Origin of the sequence: Streptomyces sp. NPDC047515 (genome assembly GCF_040643055.1) — a bacterium.
Taxonomy (GTDB): Bacteria; Actinomycetota; Actinomycetes; order Streptomycetales; family Streptomycetaceae; genus Streptomyces.
This window is the reverse complement of record NZ_JBEYTM010000014.1, coordinates 145,162-165,154: the sequence shown is the minus strand read 5'-3', so window position 1 is coordinate 165,154 and position 19,993 is coordinate 145,162. Positions and strand designations below refer to the sequence as shown.

Below are 19,993 nucleotides of genomic sequence, written 5' to 3'. Positions count from 1 at the left end.
GATCTCCCACATCTCATCGGTCAGGCTGGACGGATAGCATGGGCCGCTGACGGCCTCGGAGTTGTCGCACTGGCACACACCACGTGATCATTCCGGGGCCGTCTCCATGCCCGGAGGGCAGATCACGACCGTCACGCATCACGCATGATCAGCCACCCGACAGGCTCTAAGGACCCCCGGCCCGAGAAGATGCGGAACTCGCCCGATGTGGCGACACCCCCTGGGAGACGACAGTGGGAGCACGGCAGAGGCACTGCCGTCCCCAGGCCCGAACGGGCCGTCGTCCTCAGGGAGAAGAACATGTACGCGCTCCAACTGCACCAGGTGAGAGAAGCCGAACTGCTGCGCCGGGCCGAGCGGGAGCGGCTCGTCGGGGAGGCCCGCCGCGTTCGCCGGGCCGCTCGCCGGGCCGCCCGTCATGCCGTACGCAAGGAGGCGGAGGGGCCGGTGAGTACGGACAGGGACGGGTTCGTCCACGCCGCGTAGCGGCCGGGTGGCGACCGTGGTCATGTCGGACGAACCGATTCCGGGGCTCGGGCTGTCGGACCCGTGTGCGATGCTCGGCGACGTGGAGACCAGGTCCGTCAGTCCCGTGTTCGTTGGCCGCGCAGGTGAATTCGCCTCGCTCGTCGACGCGCTCACCCGCGCCGGTGCCGAGGACGCCGACCGGACCGACCGTCCCGGCGGCGAGCCGCAGGCGCTGCTCATCGGGGGCGAGGCGGGGGTCGGAAAGACCCGGCTGGTCGAGGAGTTCCTCGCGGCGGCGGTGCGCCGCGAGGCCGTCGTCGCCGTCGGCGGCTGTGTCGAGATCGGTGCCGACGGCCTGCCCTATGCCCCGTTCTCCACGGCCCTGCGCGCCCTGCGCCGTACCCTGCCCGACGAGATGGCCGCGGCCTGCGCCGGGCAGGAGGGCGAACTCGCCCGGCTGCTCCCCGAACTCGGCGAGGCCGACCGGGACGCGACCGACGAGCACAGCACCGCCCGGCTCTTCGAGCTCACCGCCAGACTCCTGGAGCGCATCTCCGCGCAGCGCGCCGTCGTCCTCGTCCTGGAGGACCTGCACTGGGCCGACGCCTCCACCCGGCATCTCCTGGCCTACCTCTTCCGCACCGTGCGCAGCGGGCGCCTCGTCGTGATCGGCACCTACCGCTCCGACGACATCCACCGCCGCCACCCCTTGCGTCCCCTCATCGCCGAACTGGACCGGCTCCGTACCGTCCGCCGGATCGAACTCGCCCGTTTCAACCGCGCCGAGGTCCGCCGTCAGCTCACCGGCATCCTCGCCGCCACTCCCGAGGCCGCCCTCGTGGACGAGATCTTCGAACGCTCCGACGGCAATGCCTTCTTCGTCGAGGAACTCGCCTGCAGTCTGGAGAGCGGCGACCGCTCCCGGCTCTCGGACTCACTGCGCGATCTCCTGCTCGTCCGCGTCGAAGCGCTTCCCGAGGACGCGCAGAAGATCGCCCGGATCGTGGCCGAGGGCGGTTCCACCGTCGAGTACGGACTGCTGGCCGCGGTCGCCGGGCTCGCCGAGGACGAGCTCATCGAGGCGCTGCGGGCGGCCGTCGGAGCCAACCTGCTGCTCACCACCCCGGAGGGCAACGGCTACCGCTTCCGGCACTCCCTGGTCCGCGAGGCGGTCAGCGACGATCTGCTGCCGGGCGAGCGCTCCCGCCTCAACAGGCGCTATGCGGAAGCCCTGGAGATCGACCCCACCCTCGTCCGCGCCGGTGAACGCGCCACCCGGCTCGCCAGCTACTGGTACGGCGCACACGACGCCGCCAAGGCCCTGCCCGCCGTGCTGAAGGCCTCGGTCGAGGCCCGCCGCCGCTACGCGTTCTCCGAGCAACTCCGTCTGCTGGAACGGGCGATGGAGCTGTGGGACGACGCCCCCGACGGCGTGCGCCGCACCCTGCGCCCCATCGACTACGCCGAGAGCTACCCGGCCTGCGGCTGCGACCCCGAGGTCACCCCGCTGCGCTATCTCGACCTGATGGCCGAGGCCACCGTCGCCGCCCGGTTCGGCGGCGAACGCGAACGCGCCCTGGCCATCGCCAAGAAAGCCATGCGCGTTCTCGACGGCGAGGACGACCCCCTGCGCGCGGCCTGGTTCTGGGTCCAGCGCTCCCGGCTGATGCAGGACCTCACCCGTGGCGACGGATGGCAGGAGCTGGCCAACGCCCAGGAGCTGGTCCGGGGCCTGCCCCCGTCCATCGTGCACGCCGACGTCCTGATGAGCGTGGCGGGCTGGGGTGCCCTGCACCGGCCGGGCGCCGAGACGCTGCGCGCCGTCGACCGTGCCGTGGAGTACGCCCGGCTCGTCGGCGACGAGTACATCGAACTGCACGCCAGGCTGACCCGTGGCTGGCTCACCGCCGACGCGGGTGGTGTCGACGAGGGCATCGCCGAGATGTACGCCGTCCGCGACCGCGCCGACGAACTGCACCTGGTCGGCATCATGAGCCGGGCCGGCATCAACCTCCCCTCCACACTCGAAGCCATGGGGCGCTCGCTGGAAGCCGTGGCGGCCGCCGACCACGGCATCGAGATCAGCCGCAGCCACGGCATCGTCGACATGGAGGCATGGGTCCGCTGCAACCAGGCGACCTCGCTCTTCTCCCTCGGACACTGGGACGAGAGCTGTGCGACCACCGACGCGGCGGCCCGCGCCGCCCAGTCCAGCAAGGCGCAGGGGCTCGTCGCCGCGCGCCGTACCGAACTGGCCCTCGCCCGGGGTGACCTGGCCGAGGCCGAGATCCAACTCGCCCTGACCCGACGCCATTTCGGATCACGTGACCCGCAGCCCCAGCACCTCATCTCCCCCGTGCGCCATGCCATGGCCCTCGCCGTGCAGCAGGGCAGGCTTCCCGAGGCACGGGCCGCGTTCGAGGCCCAGGCGAAGGAGGGCTTCCCGCCCGGCACCCAGCGGTACGCGCTGCCGCTGCTCCATGTCGCCGCCGCCGCCGAGGCCGACGCCCGAGGTCTGCCCGCCGCCGAACCCGGCCGTCCCGCGATCCTCGCGGGCATCCGGACCCACCTGAAGCGGCTGCCGATGCTCATCCCCGTCTGGGCCGCCTACGGTCTCCTGGTCGACGCCGAACTGGCCAGGGCCGAGGGCGTCGACACCCCCGACCACTGGTCCCGGGCCGCTACCGCCTTCGCCCCTCTGCAACGCCCGTACGAGCTGGCCCAGATCCACCACCGCTGGGCCGAGGCCCTGCTCATCGCGTCCGGCGACCGGTCCGCGGCCACCACCCTGCTGCGCGACGCCCACCGCACCGCCGGGCGACTCGGCGCACGCCCGTTGGCCGAGACCATCGAGCTGCTGGCCGGCCGCGCCCGCATCACCCTCACCACCTACGACCGGTCCCCGGCCAATGGCGCCGCCCAAGAGATACCGCTCGCCGTCACCGTCCCTGCCCAGGACAGCACCACCGACAAGGCGGCGGACCGAGAGCAGACCGAGGACCACCTGCGCGAGGCGGCCGCGGCGGCGGTGGAGTCCTTCGGGCTGACGCGACGCGAACAGGACGTACATCGTCTGGTCGCCGCCGGTCACACGAACCGCAGGATCGCCGAGGAGCTCTACATATCGCCCAAGACCGCGAGCGTGCATGTCTCGAACATCCTCGCCAAGCTCGGCGTCGCCAGCCGGGGCGAGGCGGCAGCGCTGGCCCACCGGCTGCGTCTGTACCCGACGGGGAGCGCCTCCTGACCCCGGGAGCGCCTCCCGGCCCCGGAACGGCCCCGGGCTGCCCGGACCGATTCCCCGGTCCGGGAGCCGCGCCCCGGCCGCCCGGATCGGCCTCTTGCAGCGATGCGCGCGGACCGGCCCTCTACGACAGCGCGCCCGGAACGGTCCTTTACGACCGCGCGTCCGACACGGCCCCCGGAGCGGCCGAGACATCCGGCCCGGACGCCCCGTCCGTCCCGGCCCCGCTCCCGCCGGTAACCGAACCCTCGGCGCCGGAGCGCTCGTCCTTGCCCGGAGCACCGTCCGCATCGGTCCCGCCGCCGCCGGAGCCCCTGTCGGTACCGGAGGTCCTGACGATCACCTTTCCGGAGGCCAGGTCTATCGGCCCGCGCCCCGGGTCGCCGATGCCGAGGTCCACCCGGGTCAGCTCCAGGCGCTTCTGCTCCTCGGCGGCATGCTTGCGGCCCGGCGCGAAGAGTTCCTCGAAGAAGTTGAACACCGGTTGCACGCCCTTTCGCCTGCTGTAGCCGCTACCGCACCCGCAGCACCAGGATCCTGTCGTCTCCCGGCTTCGGGGTGCCACGGGTGTCCGTATTGCTTGTGACGAGCCAGAGCCTGCCGCCGCCCGCGGCGAGCACGGTGCGCAGACGGCCGTACTTCCCCTTGAGGAACGCTTGCGGGGGCGCCAGGGGTTCCCCGTACGCCGTGCCGGACAACGGAATCCGCCAGAGCCGTTCACCGCGCAGGCCCGCCATCCAGATCGAACCCTCGGCGAACGCGATCCCGCTCGGAGATGCCTCGGACGGCTTCCACTGTGCCACGGGATCGATGAAACCCTTCTTCCCCGCCTTGCCCTCGACCTCCGGCCAGCCGTAGTTCCCGCCCGGCACGATCCGGTTCAGCTCGTCCCAGGTGTCCTGCCCGAATTCGGACGCCCACAACTGCTTGTGCCCGTCCCAGGCCAGCCCCTCCACATTGCGGTGTCCGTACGAATACACCACGGAGTCGGCCTCCGGGTTGCCGTGCAGCGGCAGACCGTCGGGGGTCATCCGCAGGATCTTGCCGGCCAGTGACTTCTTGTCCTGCGCGAGCTCGCGGTCACCCGTCTCCCCGGTGCCCGCGTACAGCATGTGATCCGGGCCGAAGGCGATCCGCCCGCCGTTGTGGATCGAGCCCTTCGGGATGCCCCGGAGGATCGTGTCCGGGGCGTCCAGCAGCCGGCCCGGCGTGGTGCCCTTCTCGTCGTACTGCATGCGCGCGATGCGGTTGTCGGACGCGGTCGTGAAGTACGCGTACACCAGATGGTCCGCACCGTACGTGGGGGAGACCGCGATGCCCAGCAGCCCGCCCTCGCCGCCGGGCGAAACCCCGGGCACGGCGCCCAGCAGGGTCTTCTTCCCGTTCTTCGCGTCGATCCGGGTGATCGTGCCCTCGTCGCGCGAGGAGACCAGCAGATCGCCGCCGGGCAGCTCCGCCAGCCCCCACGGCGAGTCGAGCCCCTCGGTGAGCGTGGAGACCACCTTCACCGAGCCCCTCGCGGGCGGCAGGTCGGCCGACGGGGACGGGGCGGCCGACGGGCCCGAGGCGGCCGGGGAGGGGCCGGACGCCGAAGGCATGTCTCCGCCGCCCGCCGGGCCCCCCGCGCCGTTGCCCGGGGAGCACCCCGCGGCCAGCACCAGCGTGCTCGCGGCCAACGCGGCCACCGTCCCCCGGCGACGCCCCCGACGCCCCACCGGGCCTCGTACAGATCCGAACAGAACAGCAGATCCGAACAGAACAGCGCGCACAGCATCGATCCCTTCGACGGCCAGCCGACTACTGTTCTTACACCGCGGCCCCGCTCCGGGTTCCCACGCGCGCCGGATTTCTCCATCGCTGATCACGAAGACGGTCCGCTGATCAGTACCACGACCCCCGCGCCGCGGGCAGCCGGGCGATCTCCACCAGATCCTGCGCGGTCAGCGTCAGCCCGGCCGCCCCCGCGTTCTCCACCGCCCACCGCTCCCGCTTGGTCCCGGGCACCGGCACCACATGCGACCCCTGTCGCAGCACCCAGGCCAGTGCCACCTGCGCGGCAGTCGCCCCGTGCCGCTCGGCGATCCGCCGCAGGCCGAGCACCACCGGCTGGTTCGCCGCCATCATCTCGGCCGTGAACCGCGGATGCCTGGCCCGCAGGTCCTCCGGCTCGAAGCCCTGCCCCGGGGTGAGTGTCCCCGTCAGATAGCCGTTCCCCAGCGGCATCGCCGCCAGCAGCCCCACACCCCGCGCCGAGCACCACGGAAGCAGCGACTCCAGTGCCTCCGGGGACCAGACCGAGAGCTCGGCCTGCACCGCGCTCACCGGGAAGACCTGCTGCACCCGCTCCAGCTGACGGATCGTCTCGTCATACATACGGGCACCCGGCCGACGTGAGGCCCGCGCCCCGACCGCACAGAGCCCGAGCGCCCGCACCTTGCCGACGGTCACCAGTTCCGCCATCGCGCCCCAGGTCTCCTCCACCGGCACCTCGGGATCGGCCCGGTGCAGCTGATAGAGATCGATCACATCGGTCTGGAGCCGTCGCAACGAGGCGTCACAGGCCCGCCGCACATAGCCGGGGCGGCCGTTGGCGACGATGTGCTGATCGCCCACCAGCAGCCCGCACTTGGTGGAGACGAAGGCCTGGGACCTGCGGCCCTTCAGCGCCCGGCCCACCAGCAGTTCATTGGTGAAGGGGCCGTAGATGTCGGCCGTGTCGAGCAGTTGCACCCCCGCGTCGAGCGCAGCGTGCACCGCTCGCAACGCACGGTCACCGCGCTGCTGCGAGGCGCTGTACGCCCAGCTCATCGGCATACAGCCAAGACCGACCGCACCCACGGCGAGCGCCGCCGCCCCGAGACTCCTGCGCTCCAACTCCCCGAACCTTTCCTAGGTCCCGCCGTCGCGGGACCACAACGCACCCCCAACGTAGCCTCTGCCGACGGCGACCCCGCGCGCAGCCTCCCGGCGATTACGGCCTCCCCCACGACAGGGAGCGGGCTTCCGACGCCCTGCGGCTCCGCTTGCGTCGTTGTCGTCGGTCAACGACGCTCCGCGTCGATTCCTTCCTCCGCCTTGCCATCGAAGCCGCATGACGCCGCTCGCCGATCCGCTCCCTGTCGTGGGGGAGGCCGTTAGCCTCCTGACCATGACTTCGACGAAGACTCCCGACGTATGGCTGCCTGTTCCCGCCGACGAGATCGAAGGACTTCCCGACGGTTTCCACTACCGATTCTGGGACGGCGGGCGGGACTACCCCGCCGACCCGGCCGACTGCGTGTTCTATGTGGTGCCGTACATGAAGGGTTCCGAGATCGCGGTCCGTCCGCTCGCAGACATGGCGCGGATCCAGGTCGTGCAGACGCTCACCGCGGGCATCGACCATGTCGAGCCGGGCCTCGGCCTGCTGTCGGCCGGGGTGCGGCTGTGCAATGCCAAGGGGGTTCACGAGGCGTCGACCGCGGAACTCGCGCTCGCCCTGATCCTCGCCTCCCTGCGCGGCTTCCCCGGGTTCGTCCACGGCCAGGACAAGGAGGAGTGGCGGGCCGGCTTCTACCCCGCACTCGCCGACAAGTCCGTACTGATCGTGGGGTACGGATCGATCGGCGCCGCCATCGAGGACAGGCTCGCGCCCTTCGAGTGCGCGCGGGTGGCGCGCGTCGCGCGCTCGGCACGGGCAACAGCACGCGGCCCCGTACACGCACTCGACGACCTGCCCGCACTCCTGCCCGAGGCCGATGTCGTCGTGCTGTCCACCCCTCTGAACCCGTCCACACAAGGGCTGGTGGGCGCGGAGTTCCTCGCCGCGATGCCGGACGGGGCGCTGCTCGTGAACGTCGCGCGGGGCGGCGTCGTCGACACCGAGTCGCTGCTCCGCGAACTCGAATCCGGGCGGCTGCGGGCCGCCCTCGACGTCACCGACCCGGAACCCCTGCCCGCCGGCCACCCCCTCTGGCATGCTCCGAACGTCCTGCTCACTCCGCACGTGGGCGGCAGCACCTCGGCGTTCCTGCCGCGCGCCAAGCGTCTGATGGCCGGGCAGCTGAACCGTTTCGCCTCGGGGGAGCCGATGCGGAACGTCGTACGTACCACGGAATGACCACGCTGTGAGTCCGCACCGTTGCGCACTGTTCCGGCAACACCCCCTGTCGTCACGGAGCGTAGATGAGCTATGTCCCTGTGTGACTGGTCTGGTGTATCGTCCCGAAAGGGGCGCTGCGCCGAGGAAGGGATGGCGCCGGGGAGGACGCAACACGCGAGGGGGCGACGGGCGATGTACGGCCGATGGGCGAACGATCCGCTACCGCGGAGTGGTCGATGGCGACCGGGGTCTGCTCCGGCTCTCTCGTCGTCCGCCCGCCCGGTGGGTGTCGCGGCGTCCCCCGGGCGCGCCCGCGGGGCGGCGGGCCGTCCGCGTGCAGGCGACCGGCCGGGACCGGTGACGCGGCGGGCGTGGGCGACAGGTGCCATGGCGCGGACGGGAGATCCGGAACGGGCCCCGGCGTGGGGTGCGCCCCGGTGAGCGCGCCGGCCGGAGCGCTCGGGGCGTTCTTCTCCCGGCGGTCGACCGTCGGCGGCGCGTCCGCACTGGTTCCGCAGGTCCTGCTCGGTCTCGTCTGCGGGGGGTACGCGGCGGGGGCCGCCCTCGGCTGGGGATCCTCGGAACTGGCACTCTTCATGGGGGACTTCGGCCTCAGCGCCGCCGCGCTGGTCGCGGCCGTCTCCTGCTTTCTCTACGCGCGGTCCGCCGGCGACCGGTGCCGACCCGCCTGGCTGCTGTTCTCGATCTCCTCGCTCATGGCCGCCGGGGGCAACGCGGTCTGGGGCTGGTACGAGGTGGTGCTCGGGCGCTCGGTGCCCAGCCCCTCCCTCGCCGATGTCTTCTTCCTCTGCTTCGCCCCGCCCGCCATCGTCGGGCTGCTCGTCCTCGCCAAACGCCCCGTCACCCGGGCCGGCTGGGTCTGTCTCGCCCTGGATTCCTGGCTGATCGGCGGCTCGCTGCTCACGCTCTCCTGGAGCCTCGCCCTCGCCCACACCGCCCATCTTGTGGACGCCGAGGGGGCGAGCGTGGCCCGCGCGGCGCTCTCGCTGACCTATCCGCTGCTCGACATCGTGCTGGTCTCCATGGTGCTGGCCCTGCACTTCCGGCGGTCCAACGCCAACCGCTCCGCGGTGAACACCGCCATCGTCGCCCTCGCCCTGACGGTCCTGTGCGACGCCCTGTTCACCTCCCCGCTGCTGCGCCAGAGCTACCACTCCGGCCAGCTGCTGGACGCCGGCTGGTTCGGCGGTTCCCTGCTCCTCGCGTACGCCCCCTGGGGCGCCCACAGCGCGACGGGCGACGCTCTCCCGCCGCGGGGCGCGCCCCGCCCGACCAGCCGCCCCATCGCTGGATCGCTGGCGGCGCTGACGCCGTATCTCGCCGCCGCCGTCTGCACCCTCGGCATTCTCTACAACGTCATCGAGGGCCGCCGGGTGGATCGCGTCGTGGTCTTCACGGGCTGCACGGTGGTGCTCGCCCTGGTCGTGCGGCAGGGCATCATGCTCGTCGACAACATCGCGCTCACCCAGGAACTGGCGCAGAAGGAGAACCACTTCCGCTCCCTGGTGCAGGGGTCCAGCGACGTCATCATGATCGCCGCACCGACCGGCGTCCTGCGGTACGTGAGCCCCGCCGCCGCCGGGGTGTACGGGCGTGACGCCGAAGACCTGGTCGGCGCCGAACTCGCCTCGATCATCCACCCCGAGGACCTGGGGCAAGTGGTCCACGAGGTGCGCCGGTTCCTCGCCGCCCCGCCGGGCGAGGAACCCACCACCCGGATCGAGTGCCGCTTCAGATCCGGTACGGGGGACTGGCTCAACGTCGAATCCACGGTCAACCGCCACCAGGGCGGGCTGATCCTCAACAGCCGTGATGTGACCGAACGGGTGCGGCTGCAGGCCCAGCTGCAGCACAACGCCGAGCACGACCCGCTCACCGACCTGCCCAACCGCGCCCTGTTCACCCAGCGGGTCCGTCAGGCTCTCGGCGGCCGCCGCTCCGGCGACCCCGGCACCGCCGTGCTCTTCATCGACCTCGACGGCTTCAAGGCGGTCAACGACCGCCTCGGCCACCAGGCGGGCGACGAACTCCTCATCCAGGCCGCCCGCCGCCTCCAGGAGTCCGTGCGGGCCGGCGACACCGCGGCCCGCCTCGGCGGGGACGAATTCGCGGCCATCATCCTCGGCGACGGCACCCGTGACCAGTCCGCCCGGGAATGCCAGGTCCACGAGATCGCCGACCGGCTGCGCCTCACCCTCTCCCAGCCGTACCGCATCGGCGCCGGTGAGGTCCGGGTCGCCGCGTCCATCGGGGTCGCCTTCGCCGAGCCCGGCATCACCCCCAGCGACCTCATGCGCAACGCCGACCTCGCCATGTACCGCGCCAAGGCGGGCGGCAAGGACCGCGTCGAGCTGTACGCCCCGCAGATGCAGGCCGAAGTCGTCCGCCGCTCCGAGCTGGCGGCCCGGCTGCGCACCGCGCTGCGCGACGGCGAGTTCGCCCTGCTCCACCAGCCCGTGGTGCATCTCGCCAGCGGCACCGTCGTCGCCGTCGCCGCGCAGGCCCGCTGGCGTTCGGCCCAGGGCATCCTGTTCACCCCGGGCGAATTCCTCCGCGTCGCCGAGGACGGCGACCGCACCGCCGAGCTCGGCCGCTGGCTCCTCGAAGAGGCCGTCGAGCAGGCCGCCGACCGGGCCAGGGCCGGGCACCCGGTCTCCGTCGCCGTGCGGCTCTCCGCCCGCAGGCTCCTCGACAAGGGGATGCCGTTCGGCTCCATCGAGGCGCTGCTCACCCGGCACAGCCTGCCCTCCGGCGCCCTGATGATCGAGGTGTCCGACAGCGACCCCCGGATCTCCTTCGACGAACTCGAACAGCGTCTCGTCGCGCTGCGTCGACTCGGCGTCCGCATCGCGCTCGACGGCTTCGGCAGCGGTTATGCGGCGATCAACGCCCTGCGCCGGCTCCCCATCGACGTACTGAAGCTGGACCGCGGTCTCGTCGAGGGAGTCGTGGAATCCGCCCGGCTGCACAAGATCACCAGCGGCCTCCTGCGCATCGCCTGCGACCTCGGCATGCAGTCCGTGGCCGATGGGGTCGACCTGCCGGAGCAGGTCCTCGCGCTGCGCGCCATGGGCTGTACGCACGGCCAGGGAATGGCGTTCTCCGGGCCGCTCGACGAGTACCGGCTGCGCCGCGCCCTGGCCCGGGGAGAGTTCCCGGTGCCCGGCAGCGCCACCGCCCGGCCGGTGCTGGCCGGTGGCTCGATCCCCCTGCTCAGCGGCTCACATTCTGAGACGCCCATCCCACCCACTTGACACGCCGCGTGCGTCGGAGAGAGGGTCATTGCCATGCGCACCCGAATTCTCGTACTTGGAAAGCGCGTCGGCTGAAGCTGAGTCCCTCGTAGACACTCTGCAGACCACTCCGACGCGCTCCCCTCGCTTGCCTCAGGCACGAGGGGTTTTTTGTTGCACTGGAACCGCGCAAAACGTCGCAAAACACCCGCAAGAACCCTCAGCTTCGAGAAGAGAATGCCGATGACCGAGCAGGCCACCGGGGCCCACCATCCCCAGCCGCGGGCCCGTAACGGCGGATCGTCCGCCGCCACCGTTGAGCACGTCACGGGTGCGCAGTCCCTCATCCGGTCTCTTGAGGAAGTGGGTGCCGACACGGTATTCGGCATTCCCGGCGGCGCCATCCTTCCGGCGTACGACCCGATGATGGACTCCACCCGGGTCCGTCATGTGCTGGTCCGTCACGAGCAGGGCGCGGGACACGCCGCCACCGGCTACGCGCAGGCCACCGGCAAGGTGGGCGTCTGCATGGCTACCTCGGGCCCCGGCGCCACCAACCTGGTCACACCGATCGCCGACGCCCACATGGACTCCGTCCCGCTGGTCGCGATCACCGGCCAGGTCGCCTCCAAGGCCATCGGCACGGACGCCTTCCAGGAAGCCGACATCTGCGGCATCACCATGCCGGTCACCAAACACAACTTCCTGGTCACCAAGGCCGAGGACATCCCGCACACCATCGCCGAGGCCTTCCACATCGCCTCCACCGGCCGTCCGGGCCCCGTCCTCGTCGACATCGCCAAGGACGCACTCCAGGCGCAGACCACGTTCAGCTGGCCGCCCACCCAGGACCTGCCCGGCTACCGCCCGGTCACCAAGCCGCACGCCAAGCAGATCCGTGAGGCCGCCAAGCTGATCACCCAGGCCAAGCGCCCGGTGCTCTACGTCGGCGGCGGCGTCATCAAGGCGGGGGCCACCGCCGAACTGAAGGTCCTCGCCGAGCTCACCGGAGCGCCTGTCACCACCACGCTGATGGCGCTCGGCGCATTCCCCGACAGCCACCCGCTGCACGTCGGAATGCCGGGCATGCACGGTGCGGTCACCGCCGTCACCGCGCTGCAGAAGGCCGACCTGATCGTCGCCCTCGGAGCCCGCTTCGACGACCGCGTCACCGGCAAGCTGGACAGCTTCGCCCCGTACGCCAAGATCGTCCACGCCGACATCGACCCGGCCGAGATCGGCAAGAACCGCGCCGCCGACGTCCCGATCGTGGGCGACGCGCGCGAGGTCCTGGCCGATCTGGTCCAGGCCGTCCAGGCCGAGCACAACGACGGTCACGTCGGTGACTACGACGCCTGGTGGAAGGACCTCAACCGCTGGCGCGACACCTACCCGCTCGGCTACGACCTGCCCGAGGACGGCAGCCTCTCGCCGCAGCAGGTCATCCAGCGGATCGGACAGCTCGCCCCCGAGGGCACGATCTTCGCGGCGGGCGTCGGCCAGCACCAGATGTGGGCCTCGCACTTCATCCAGTACGAGCAGCCCGCCACCTGGCTGAACTCCGGCGGTGCCGGAACGATGGGCTACGCGGTCCCGGCCGCGATGGGCGCCAAGGCCGGCATGCCGGAGCGCACGGTCTGGGCGATCGACGGCGACGGCTGCTTCCAGATGACCAACCAGGAACTCACCACCTGCGCGCTCAACAACATCCCGATCAAGGTCGCCATCATCAACAACGGCGCGCTCGGGATGGTCCGCCAGTGGCAGACTCTGTTCTACAACCAGCGGTACTCCAACACCGTGCTGCACTCCGGTGCCGACACCGAGGGCGTCCCGGCGAAGGGCACCCGCGTCCCCGACTTCGTCAAGCTGTCCGAGGCCATGGGCTGCTACGCGATCCGCTGCGAGGACCCGGCCGAGCTGGACAAGGTCATCGAAGAGGCCAACTCCGTCAACGACCGCCCCGTCGTGATCGACTTCATCGTCCACGAGGACGCCATGGTGTGGCCGATGGTCGCCGCCGGCACCTCCAACGACGAGGTCATGGCCGCCCGCGGGGTCCGCCCCGACTTCGGCGACAACGAAGACGACTGAGAGACAGAGAGAGACCGACTTCATGTCCAGCAAGCACACGCTCTCCGTCCTGGTCGAGAACAAGCCCGGTGTCCTCGCCCGGATCACCGCGCTGTTCTCCCGCCGCGGCTTCAATATCGACTCGCTCGCGGTCGGTACCACCGAACACCCCGACATCTCGCGCATCACCATCGTCGTCAGTGTCGAGGACCTGCCTCTTGAGCAGGTGACCAAGCAGCTCAACAAGCTGGTGAACGTCCTCAAGATCGTCGAACTGGAGCCGAGCGCTGCGATCCAGCGTGAGCTCGTCCTGGTGAAGGTGCGCGCCGACAACGAGACCCGCTCCCAGATCGTCGAGATCGTCCAGCTGTTCCGCGCCAAGACCGTGGACGTCTCCCCGGAGGCCGTCACGATCGAGGCGACCGGCGGCGCCGACAAGCTGGAGGCCATGCTCAAGATGCTGGAGCAGTACGGCATCAAGGAGCTGGTCCAGTCCGGCACGATCGCCATAGGGCGCGGCGCGCGCTCGATCACCGACCGCTCGCTGCGCGCCCTCGACCGCACGGCCTAGCACCGCACCTGGCACGCTGTCGCGACGCCGGGGCGCCGCCCCCCCCTCGCCGCTCGTATGGCGAGACCCGAAAACGCATCTCAAGCACCCCGCCGTACGGTGGGACGCAACACCTGCACACCAAGGAGAGACCCAGTGGCCGAGCTGTTCTACGACGACGATGCCGACCTGTCCATCATCCAGGGCCGCAAGGTCGCGGTCATCGGCTACGGCAGCCAGGGCCACGCCCACGCGCTGTCGCTGCGTGACTCGGGTGTCGACGTCCGTGTCGGTCTGCACGAGGGCTCCAAGTCGAAGGCCAAGGCCGAGGAGCAGGGCCTGCGGGTGGTGACCCCGTCCGAGGCCGCCGCCGAGGCCGACGTCATCATGATCCTCGTCCCGGACCCGATCCAGGCCCAGGTCTACGAGGAGTCCATCAAGGACAACCTCAAGGACGGCGACGCGCTGTTCTTCGGCCACGGCCTGAACATCCGCTTCGACTTCATCAAGCCGCCGGCGGGCGTCGACGTCTGCATGGTCGCCCCGAAGGGTCCGGGCCACCTGGTCCGCCGTCAGTACGAGGAGGGCCGCGGCGTTCCCTGCATCGTGGCCGTCGAGCAGGACGCCTCGGGCAACGGCCTGGCGCTCGCCCTGTCGTACGCGAAGGGCATCGGCGGCACCCGCGCCGGCGTCATCAAGACGACCTTCACCGAGGAGACCGAGACCGACCTGTTCGGTGAGCAGGCCGTGCTCTGCGGTGGTACCGCCGCTCTGGTCAAGGCCGGTTTCGAGACCCTGACCGAGGCCGGCTACCAGCCGGAGATCGCGTACTTCGAGTGCCTGCACGAGCTGAAGCTCATCGTGGACCTCATGTACGAGGGCGGCCTGGAGAAGATGCGCTGGTCCATCTCGGAGACCGCCGAGTGGGGCGACTACGTCACCGGCCCGCGGATCATCACGGACGCCACCAAGGCCGAGATGAAGAAGGTCCTCGCGGAGATCCAGGACGGCACCTTCGCCAAGAACTGGATGGCCGAGTACCACAACGGTCTGCCCAAGTACAACGAGTACAAGAAGGCGGACAGCGACCACCTCCTGGAGACCACCGGCCGCGAGCTGCGCAAGCTCATGAGCTGGGTCAACGACGAGGACGCGTAACACCGACGCGCCCGGGGGCGGGTCTGCGGACCCGCCCCCGGGGGCGTTTTCCTTCACCGCTGGAAGAGGCGGCGTCGTACGTGTGTACAAGTCGTCCACCCCCGTGTGGGTGATCCTTCCATCGGGGCGCAGTTTGCGCCCTGGCGCATGACTACACTTCTCCACACATACACGCGTCAGGCCCACAGTGTCGTGCGTCTTCCACGCGGCAAGCCCCTCCACCGCCTGCGGCCGTCGGGACGGCCGTCCGCACTGGACCTGTGAGGACTCACGTGAGCTCGAAACCTGTCGTACTCATCGCTGAAGAGCTGTCGCCTGCCACGGTTGACGCCCTGGGTCCGGATTTCGAAATCCGGCACTGCAACGGCGCGGACCGCGCCGAACTCCTCCCCGCGATCGCCGACGTCGACGCCATCCTGGTGCGCTCCGCCACCAAGGTCGACGCCGAGGCCATCGCCGCCGCGAAGAAGCTCAAGGTCGTCGCCCGCGCGGGCGTCGGTCTGGACAACGTCGACGTCTCCGCCGCCACCAAGGCCGGCGTGATGGTCGTCAACGCGCCGACCTCCAACATCGTCACCGCCGCCGAGCTGGCCTGCGGTCTGCTGGTCGCCACCGCGCGCAACATCCCGCAGGCCAACACCGCCCTCAAGAACGGCGAGTGGAAGCGCTCCAAGTACACCGGCGTCGAGCTGAGCGAGAAGACCCTCGGCGTCGTCGGCCTCGGCCGCATCGGTGTCCTGGTCGCGCAGCGCATGTCGGCCTTCGGTATGAAGATCGTCGCGTACGACCCCTATGTGCAACCCGCGCGTGCCGCCCAGATGGGCGTCAAGCTGCTCGCGCTGGACGAGCTGCTGGAGGTCGCCGACTTCATCACCGTGCACCTGCCCAAGACCCCCGAGACGCTCGGCCTGATCGGCCACGAGGCGCTGCACAAGGTGAAGCCCTCGGTACGTATCGTCAACGCCGCGCGCGGTGGCATCGTCGACGAGAAGGCGCTCGCCTCCGCCCTCAAGGAGGGCCGGGTCGCCGGCGCCGGTCTCGACGTGTACGCGAAGGAGCCCTGCACGGACTCCCCGCTGTTCGAGTTCGACCAGGTGGTCTGCACCCCGCACCTCGGCGCCTCCACCGACGAGGCCCAGGAGAAGGCCGGCATCGCGGTCGCCAAGTCCGTTCGGCTGGCCCTCGCCGGTGAGCTCGTGCCGGACGCGGTCAACGTCCAGGGCGGCGTGATCGCCGAGGACGTACGTCCGGGCCTGCCGCTCGCCGAGAAGCTCGGCCGGATCTTCACCGCGCTCGCGGGCGAGGTAGCGGTCCGCCTCGACGTCGAGGTGTACGGCGAGATCACCCAGCACGACGTCAAGGTGCTCGAACTCTCCGCGCTCAAGGGCGTCTTCGAGGACGTCGTCGACGAGACCGTGTCCTACGTCAACGCGCCGCTCTTCGCGCAGGAGCGAGGTGTCGAGGTCCGCCTCACGACCAGCTCCGAGTCGCCGGACCACCGCAATGTGGTCACCGTTCGCGGCACGCTCTCGGGCGGCGAGGAGATCTCGGTCTCCGGCACGCTGGCCGGACCCAAGCACCTCCAGAAGATCGTCGCCGTCGGCGAGTACGACGTGGACCTGGCGCTGGCCGACCACATGGTGGTGCTGCGTTACGAGGACCGCCCCGGTGTCGTCGGCACGGTCGGCCGGATTCTCGGCGAGGCCGGTCTGAACATCGCGGGCATGCAGGTCTCGCGGACGGGCGCGGGCGGCGAGGCGCTGGTCGTGCTCACCGTCGACGACGACGTCCCGTCGTCGGTGCTGGCCGAGATCGCCACGGAGATCGGTGCCGCGTCGGCCCGCACGGTGAACCTGACCGACTGACGGCCCCTGGCCTCGCGTACCCGGCATCTAGACGTGCGTTTTACACAAACGTCTGCATGCCGGGTACGCTGCTTTCCATGGGACACCGTGAGGATCTGCTCGAAGGCGCCAAGCGCTGCCTGCTGGACAAGGGGTACGCCCGGACGACCGCCCGTGACATCGTGGCCGCCTCCGGTACGAACCTCGCCTCCATCGGCTACCACTACGGCTCCAAGGAGGCCCTGCTCAATCTCGCCTTCCTCAAGGTGACGGAGGAGTGGGGCGATGTGCTCACCGAGCAGCCGGACGAGGCCGCGGAAGCCGACGGCGGGCCCCGGTCGCCGCTGGACCAGTTCCGCGACACCTGGGAGCGGGTGATCGAGAGCTATGAGCAGACCCGTTCCGTCTGGCAGCTCCAGATGGAGGTCGTCTCCCGGCTCGACCAGGACCCCGAGCTGAAGAAGGCCCTGGTGGGCCCGCAGCGCGAGGGCCGTGAAGGGCTCGCCGAGAACATGCTGGGCATCGACCCCGAGACGGACCCGGAGAAGGCGCGGGTGGCCGGGCTGTTCTGCCAGGCGCTGCTCGCGGGGGTGATGGTGCAGTGGCTGATGGACAGTGATTCGGCGCCTTCCGCCCAGGACCTGACGGACGGGCTGAAGGCCGTACTTGAGGGACGGGTGCGCCAGTAGTGCTGTGACCAGCGGGGGCGTACACGGACATCGGCTTCGTCGTCGGGTGCCGGGCGGGGCGCGGAGGCACCGGTGCCGGGTCGGCGGCGGCCCGGCTGCGTTCCACGCCGGGCGGGCACGGGGATGCGCGGGCACCGGGTCGGCGCACGCGGTCCGGTGCGGTGGTCCAGCCCATGTCCCGCGCGTACCAGCCCAGTTGAAAGTGGGTCGCGGCCCCCGCCCGTACCATCAGCCGCTTGATCCCGCGCTGGACCGTGCGCGTCGACGCGCCCAGAGTGTGTACGCGGCTTCGGGGGAGGCGCGCCGGGTCAGAGCCGCGCGCCCTTGAGCGTCATGTGCAGCAGCAGCCGGTCCTCGCCGTCGTTCAGATCGAGGCCGGTGAGCTGCTGGACCCGGGACAGGCGGTAGTAGAGCGTCTGGCGGTGGATGCCGAGCGCGGCGGCCGTCCGGGACGCCTGGCCCGCACAGTCGAGGAACACCTCGGCGGTGCGGGCCAGATCCCTGTGCGACGGGGTGAGCAGGGCGCGGACCGCGGGGTCGGCGTGCGCCTGCGCGGGCAGGGCGGTCAGCAGCCGGTACGGGCCGATCGCCGACCACTCGGCGACCGGGCCGAAGCGGGCCTCGGCCGCCGCCGCGCGGGCCGCGGCCGACGCCTCGTGCCAGGCCCCGGCCAGGTCCGCCAGCCCGCGCCGGGGCACCGCCACTCCGGCCGTGGCGCCCCGGCCCGCGCCGGCCCGCAGCCGGTCCGCGGCGCTGAGCGCCGGGTCGAGGACATCGGTGGAGCGCAGTCGGATCAGCGCGGCCAGCGAGGGGGCCCCGGCCGCCCCCGGGACGGGGACCGAGGACAGGGCGGACGCCGCCGACACCGTTCGGACCGACGGCGGTTCGTCCGGCCACGGGGTCACGCACACCACCGTGTGCAGCCCCTCCGCGTCCCGGCCCAGCGCCTCCTGCAGCGCGGCCACCGCCATGTCGTGCTGCCAGCCCCGCCCGGTGGTGAGGACCGCACCGAACTCCCGGGACAGATCCGTGCCCGCCCGCGCCTCGTCGGAGAGCAGCCCCCCGATCCGGGCCGCCACCTCCATCGCCGCCGTCAGCTGCTCGTCGGTCGGTCCGGGGTCGGCGTCGAGCAGCCATACGTAACCGAGCACGACACCTCGATGGCGCACCGGCAGACAGATCCGGTTCCGGAACACCCCGGCCTCCGGTGCGGCCGGAATGCGGACCGGACCGGTGGCGCGGGCGATGCCGAAGCCCTCGAACCAGGCGCGGACCGCGGGCGTGGAGCGCCGGGTCAGGATCGAGCGGGTGCGGACCGGGTCCATCGCCGTGTCGTCGTCGCTGTCGTGCGCGCCGAAGGCGACCAGGCCGAAATCCCGGTTCTCCAGCGTCGCGGGGGCGCCGAGCAGCGCGGAGATCTCGTCGACCAGCTCCTGGTAATCGCCCTTCACCCGATCATTCTCGCACCCCTTCAGACATATGTCTGAGAACCCGGGAACGGATGCGTGACAGCTGTCGATGGCACACGATCGGAGGGATCCTTAGATTTCACGGTGGTTCTCCGTGCTGTACCGCTTTGTTCCCCCTCTGCCGGTACGGCCTTCGTTCGTCCTTTCCGTGGAGGTGCCCCGTGCTGGGTCCCGTGATTCTCGCCGCGTCCCGCAGCGACAAGATGCGTCGTTTCATCTCGGCCGCACCTGGCACCAAGCAGGTCGTCGACCGGTTCATCGCCGGTGAGACCGTCGACCAGGTCGTCCGGGTCATCGAGGACGCCGCCGACAAGGGTCTCGAAGTCACCCTCGACGTGGTCGGCGAGGACATCACCACCCCCGAGCAGGCCGCCGCCGCCCGCGACGCCTACCTCGAACTGGTCGACCGCCTCAAGGACCTGGGCCTGGGCACCAGGGCCGAGATGTCCGTCAAGCTCTCGATGTTCGGCCAGTCGCTGGACATCGAAGGGCTCTCGGCCAAGGGCGGTGGCGGGTGGCGGGCGGGACACGAGCTGGCGCTCGCCAACGTCCGCCCGGTCGTCGAGGCCGCCGCCGCGATCGGCACCACGGTCACGCTGGACGCCGAGGACCACACCACCCTCGACTCGATGTTCGCCATCCACGAGGAGCTGCGGAAGGACTTCCCGCAGACCGGCTGCGTGATCCAGGCCTACCTGTTCCGCACCGAGGCGGACGCCCGCCGCCTGGCCGACGCCGGCAGCCGCGTCCGCATCGTGAAGGGCGCCTACAAGGAGCCCGCCTCCGTCGCGTACCAGGACAAGGCCGAGATCGACAAGGCGTACGTCCGCATCCTGAAGACCCTGATGGAGGGCGAGGGCTACCCGATGATCGGGTCGCACGACCCGCGTCTGATCGCCATCACCCAGGAGCTGGCCCGCAAGGCGGGGCGCAAGCTGGACGAGTACGAGTTCCAGATGCTCTACGGCATCCGCAGCGACGAGCACGTCCGGCTCGCGGCCGAGGGCCACCGGATGCGCGTCTACACGGCGTACGGCACCGACTGGTACGGCTACTTCATGCGCCGACTCGCGGAGAAGCCGGCGAACCTGCTGTTCTTCGGCCGCTCCATCCTCACCAAGGGCTGACCTGCCCGGCTGACCCCCACCCCCTGACACAAGGAG

The 19,993-nt window shown here is 70.9% G+C and carries 14 protein-coding genes; 10 read left to right on the top strand and 4 right to left on the bottom strand.

Features of this window, described 5'->3' with window-relative positions; all coding sequences use genetic code 11:
- Nucleotides 1–300 precede the first annotated feature (300 nt).
- Together ABZ826_RS15130 and ABZ826_RS15125 are read left to right on the top strand one after the other, a co-directional pair.
- On the top strand, nt 301–486 hold the full coding sequence (locus ABZ826_RS15130) for a hypothetical protein (protein WP_361447195.1): 186 nt from the start codon (nt 301–303) through the stop codon (nt 484–486).
- 70 nt (nt 487–556) lie between these two features.
- The gene (locus ABZ826_RS15125; RefSeq protein WP_361447215.1) at nt 557–3,715 is read left to right on the top strand and encodes an AAA family ATPase; all 3,159 of its coding nucleotides are present in this window, start codon (nt 557–559) and stop codon (nt 3,713–3,715) included.
- 148 nt (nt 3,716–3,863) lie between these two features.
- On the opposite strand, the gene ABZ826_RS15120 is transcribed toward ABZ826_RS15125, so the two are convergent.
- From ABZ826_RS15120 to ABZ826_RS15110, 3 genes are all read right to left on the bottom strand, one after another.
- Nucleotides 3,864–4,193, bottom strand: coding sequence for a DUF6191 domain-containing protein (locus ABZ826_RS15120; RefSeq protein ID WP_361447213.1), 330 nt, complete (start codon nt 4,191–4,193; stop codon nt 3,864–3,866).
- Between the two features lie 31 nt (nt 4,194–4,224).
- Nucleotides 4,225–5,397, bottom strand: coding sequence for a PQQ-dependent sugar dehydrogenase (locus ABZ826_RS15115; RefSeq protein WP_361447193.1), 1,173 nt, complete (start codon nt 5,395–5,397; stop codon nt 4,225–4,227).
- 196 nt (nt 5,398–5,593) lie between these two features.
- Entirely contained in the window at nt 5,594–6,586 is a 993-nt protein-coding gene (locus ABZ826_RS15110) for an aldo/keto reductase (protein WP_361447191.1), read from the bottom strand.
- A gap of 274 nt (nt 6,587–6,860) precedes the next feature.
- Between ABZ826_RS15110 and ABZ826_RS15105 the strand changes: the two genes are divergently transcribed.
- The 7 genes from ABZ826_RS15105 (at nt 6,861) to ABZ826_RS15075 (ending at nt 17,361) form a co-directional block, all read left to right on the top strand.
- Entirely contained in the window at nt 6,861–7,811 is a 951-nt protein-coding gene (locus ABZ826_RS15105) for a 2-hydroxyacid dehydrogenase (protein ID WP_361447189.1), read from the top strand.
- A gap of 419 nt (nt 7,812–8,230) precedes the next feature.
- Entirely contained in the window at nt 8,231–11,068 is a 2,838-nt protein-coding gene (locus ABZ826_RS15100) for an EAL domain-containing protein (RefSeq protein ID WP_361447187.1), read from the top strand.
- Between the two features lie 216 nt (nt 11,069–11,284).
- Nucleotides 11,285–13,141, top strand: a complete 1,857-nt coding sequence (locus tag ABZ826_RS15095) for an acetolactate synthase large subunit (protein ID WP_361447185.1) — start codon at nt 11,285–11,287, stop codon at nt 13,139–13,141.
- A gap of 22 nt (nt 13,142–13,163) precedes the next feature.
- Nucleotides 13,164–13,691, top strand: coding sequence for an acetolactate synthase small subunit (ilvN, locus tag ABZ826_RS15090; RefSeq protein ID WP_037690027.1), 528 nt, complete (start codon nt 13,164–13,166; stop codon nt 13,689–13,691).
- A 135-nt stretch (nt 13,692–13,826) separates the two neighbouring features.
- Nucleotides 13,827–14,828: a ketol-acid reductoisomerase gene (gene ilvC / locus ABZ826_RS15085; RefSeq protein WP_361447182.1), complete on the top strand. Its 1,002-nt coding sequence runs from the start codon at nt 13,827–13,829 to the stop codon at nt 14,826–14,828.
- A 272-nt stretch (nt 14,829–15,100) separates the two neighbouring features.
- Nucleotides 15,101–16,693 (top strand): phosphoglycerate dehydrogenase, encoded by a 1,593-nt coding sequence (gene serA, locus ABZ826_RS15080; RefSeq protein ID WP_361447180.1) that lies wholly within the window; start codon nt 15,101–15,103, stop codon nt 16,691–16,693.
- Between the two features lie 77 nt (nt 16,694–16,770).
- Entirely contained in the window at nt 16,771–17,361 is a 591-nt protein-coding gene (locus ABZ826_RS15075; protein ID WP_361447178.1) for a TetR/AcrR family transcriptional regulator, read from the top strand.
- Between the two features lie 308 nt (nt 17,362–17,669).
- Here the strand turns inward: ABZ826_RS15075 and ABZ826_RS15070 are convergent, their stop codons facing one another.
- On the bottom strand, nt 17,670–18,812 hold the full coding sequence (locus tag ABZ826_RS15070) for a helix-turn-helix domain-containing protein (protein ID WP_361447176.1): 1,143 nt from the start codon (nt 18,810–18,812) through the stop codon (nt 17,670–17,672).
- Between the two features lie 179 nt (nt 18,813–18,991).
- Here ABZ826_RS15070 and ABZ826_RS15065 point away from each other — a divergent pair, with 179 nt between their 5' ends.
- Entirely contained in the window at nt 18,992–19,957 is a 966-nt protein-coding gene (locus tag ABZ826_RS15065; RefSeq protein ID WP_361447174.1) for a proline dehydrogenase family protein, read from the top strand.
- Nucleotides 19,958–19,993 lie beyond the last annotated feature (36 nt).

What these genes read in the sequence shown, in the direction of transcription:
- ilvN (WP_037690027.1), top strand. Translation starts at nt 13,164, where the DNA reads ATGTCCAGCAAGCACACGCTCTCCGTCCTGGTCGAGAACAAGCCCGGT.
- ABZ826_RS15130 (WP_361447195.1), top strand. Translation starts at nt 301, where the DNA reads ATGTACGCGCTCCAACTGCACCAGGTGAGAGAAGCCGAACTGCTGCGC.
- ABZ826_RS15075 (WP_361447178.1), top strand. Translation starts at nt 16,771, where the DNA reads ATGGGACACCGTGAGGATCTGCTCGAAGGCGCCAAGCGCTGCCTGCTG.
- ABZ826_RS15095 (WP_361447185.1), top strand. Translation starts at nt 11,285, where the DNA reads ATGCCGATGACCGAGCAGGCCACCGGGGCCCACCATCCCCAGCCGCGG.
- ABZ826_RS15105 (WP_361447189.1), top strand. Translation starts at nt 6,861, where the DNA reads ATGACTTCGACGAAGACTCCCGACGTATGGCTGCCTGTTCCCGCCGAC.
- ABZ826_RS15125 (WP_361447215.1), top strand. Translation starts at nt 557, where the DNA reads ATGCTCGGCGACGTGGAGACCAGGTCCGTCAGTCCCGTGTTCGTTGGC.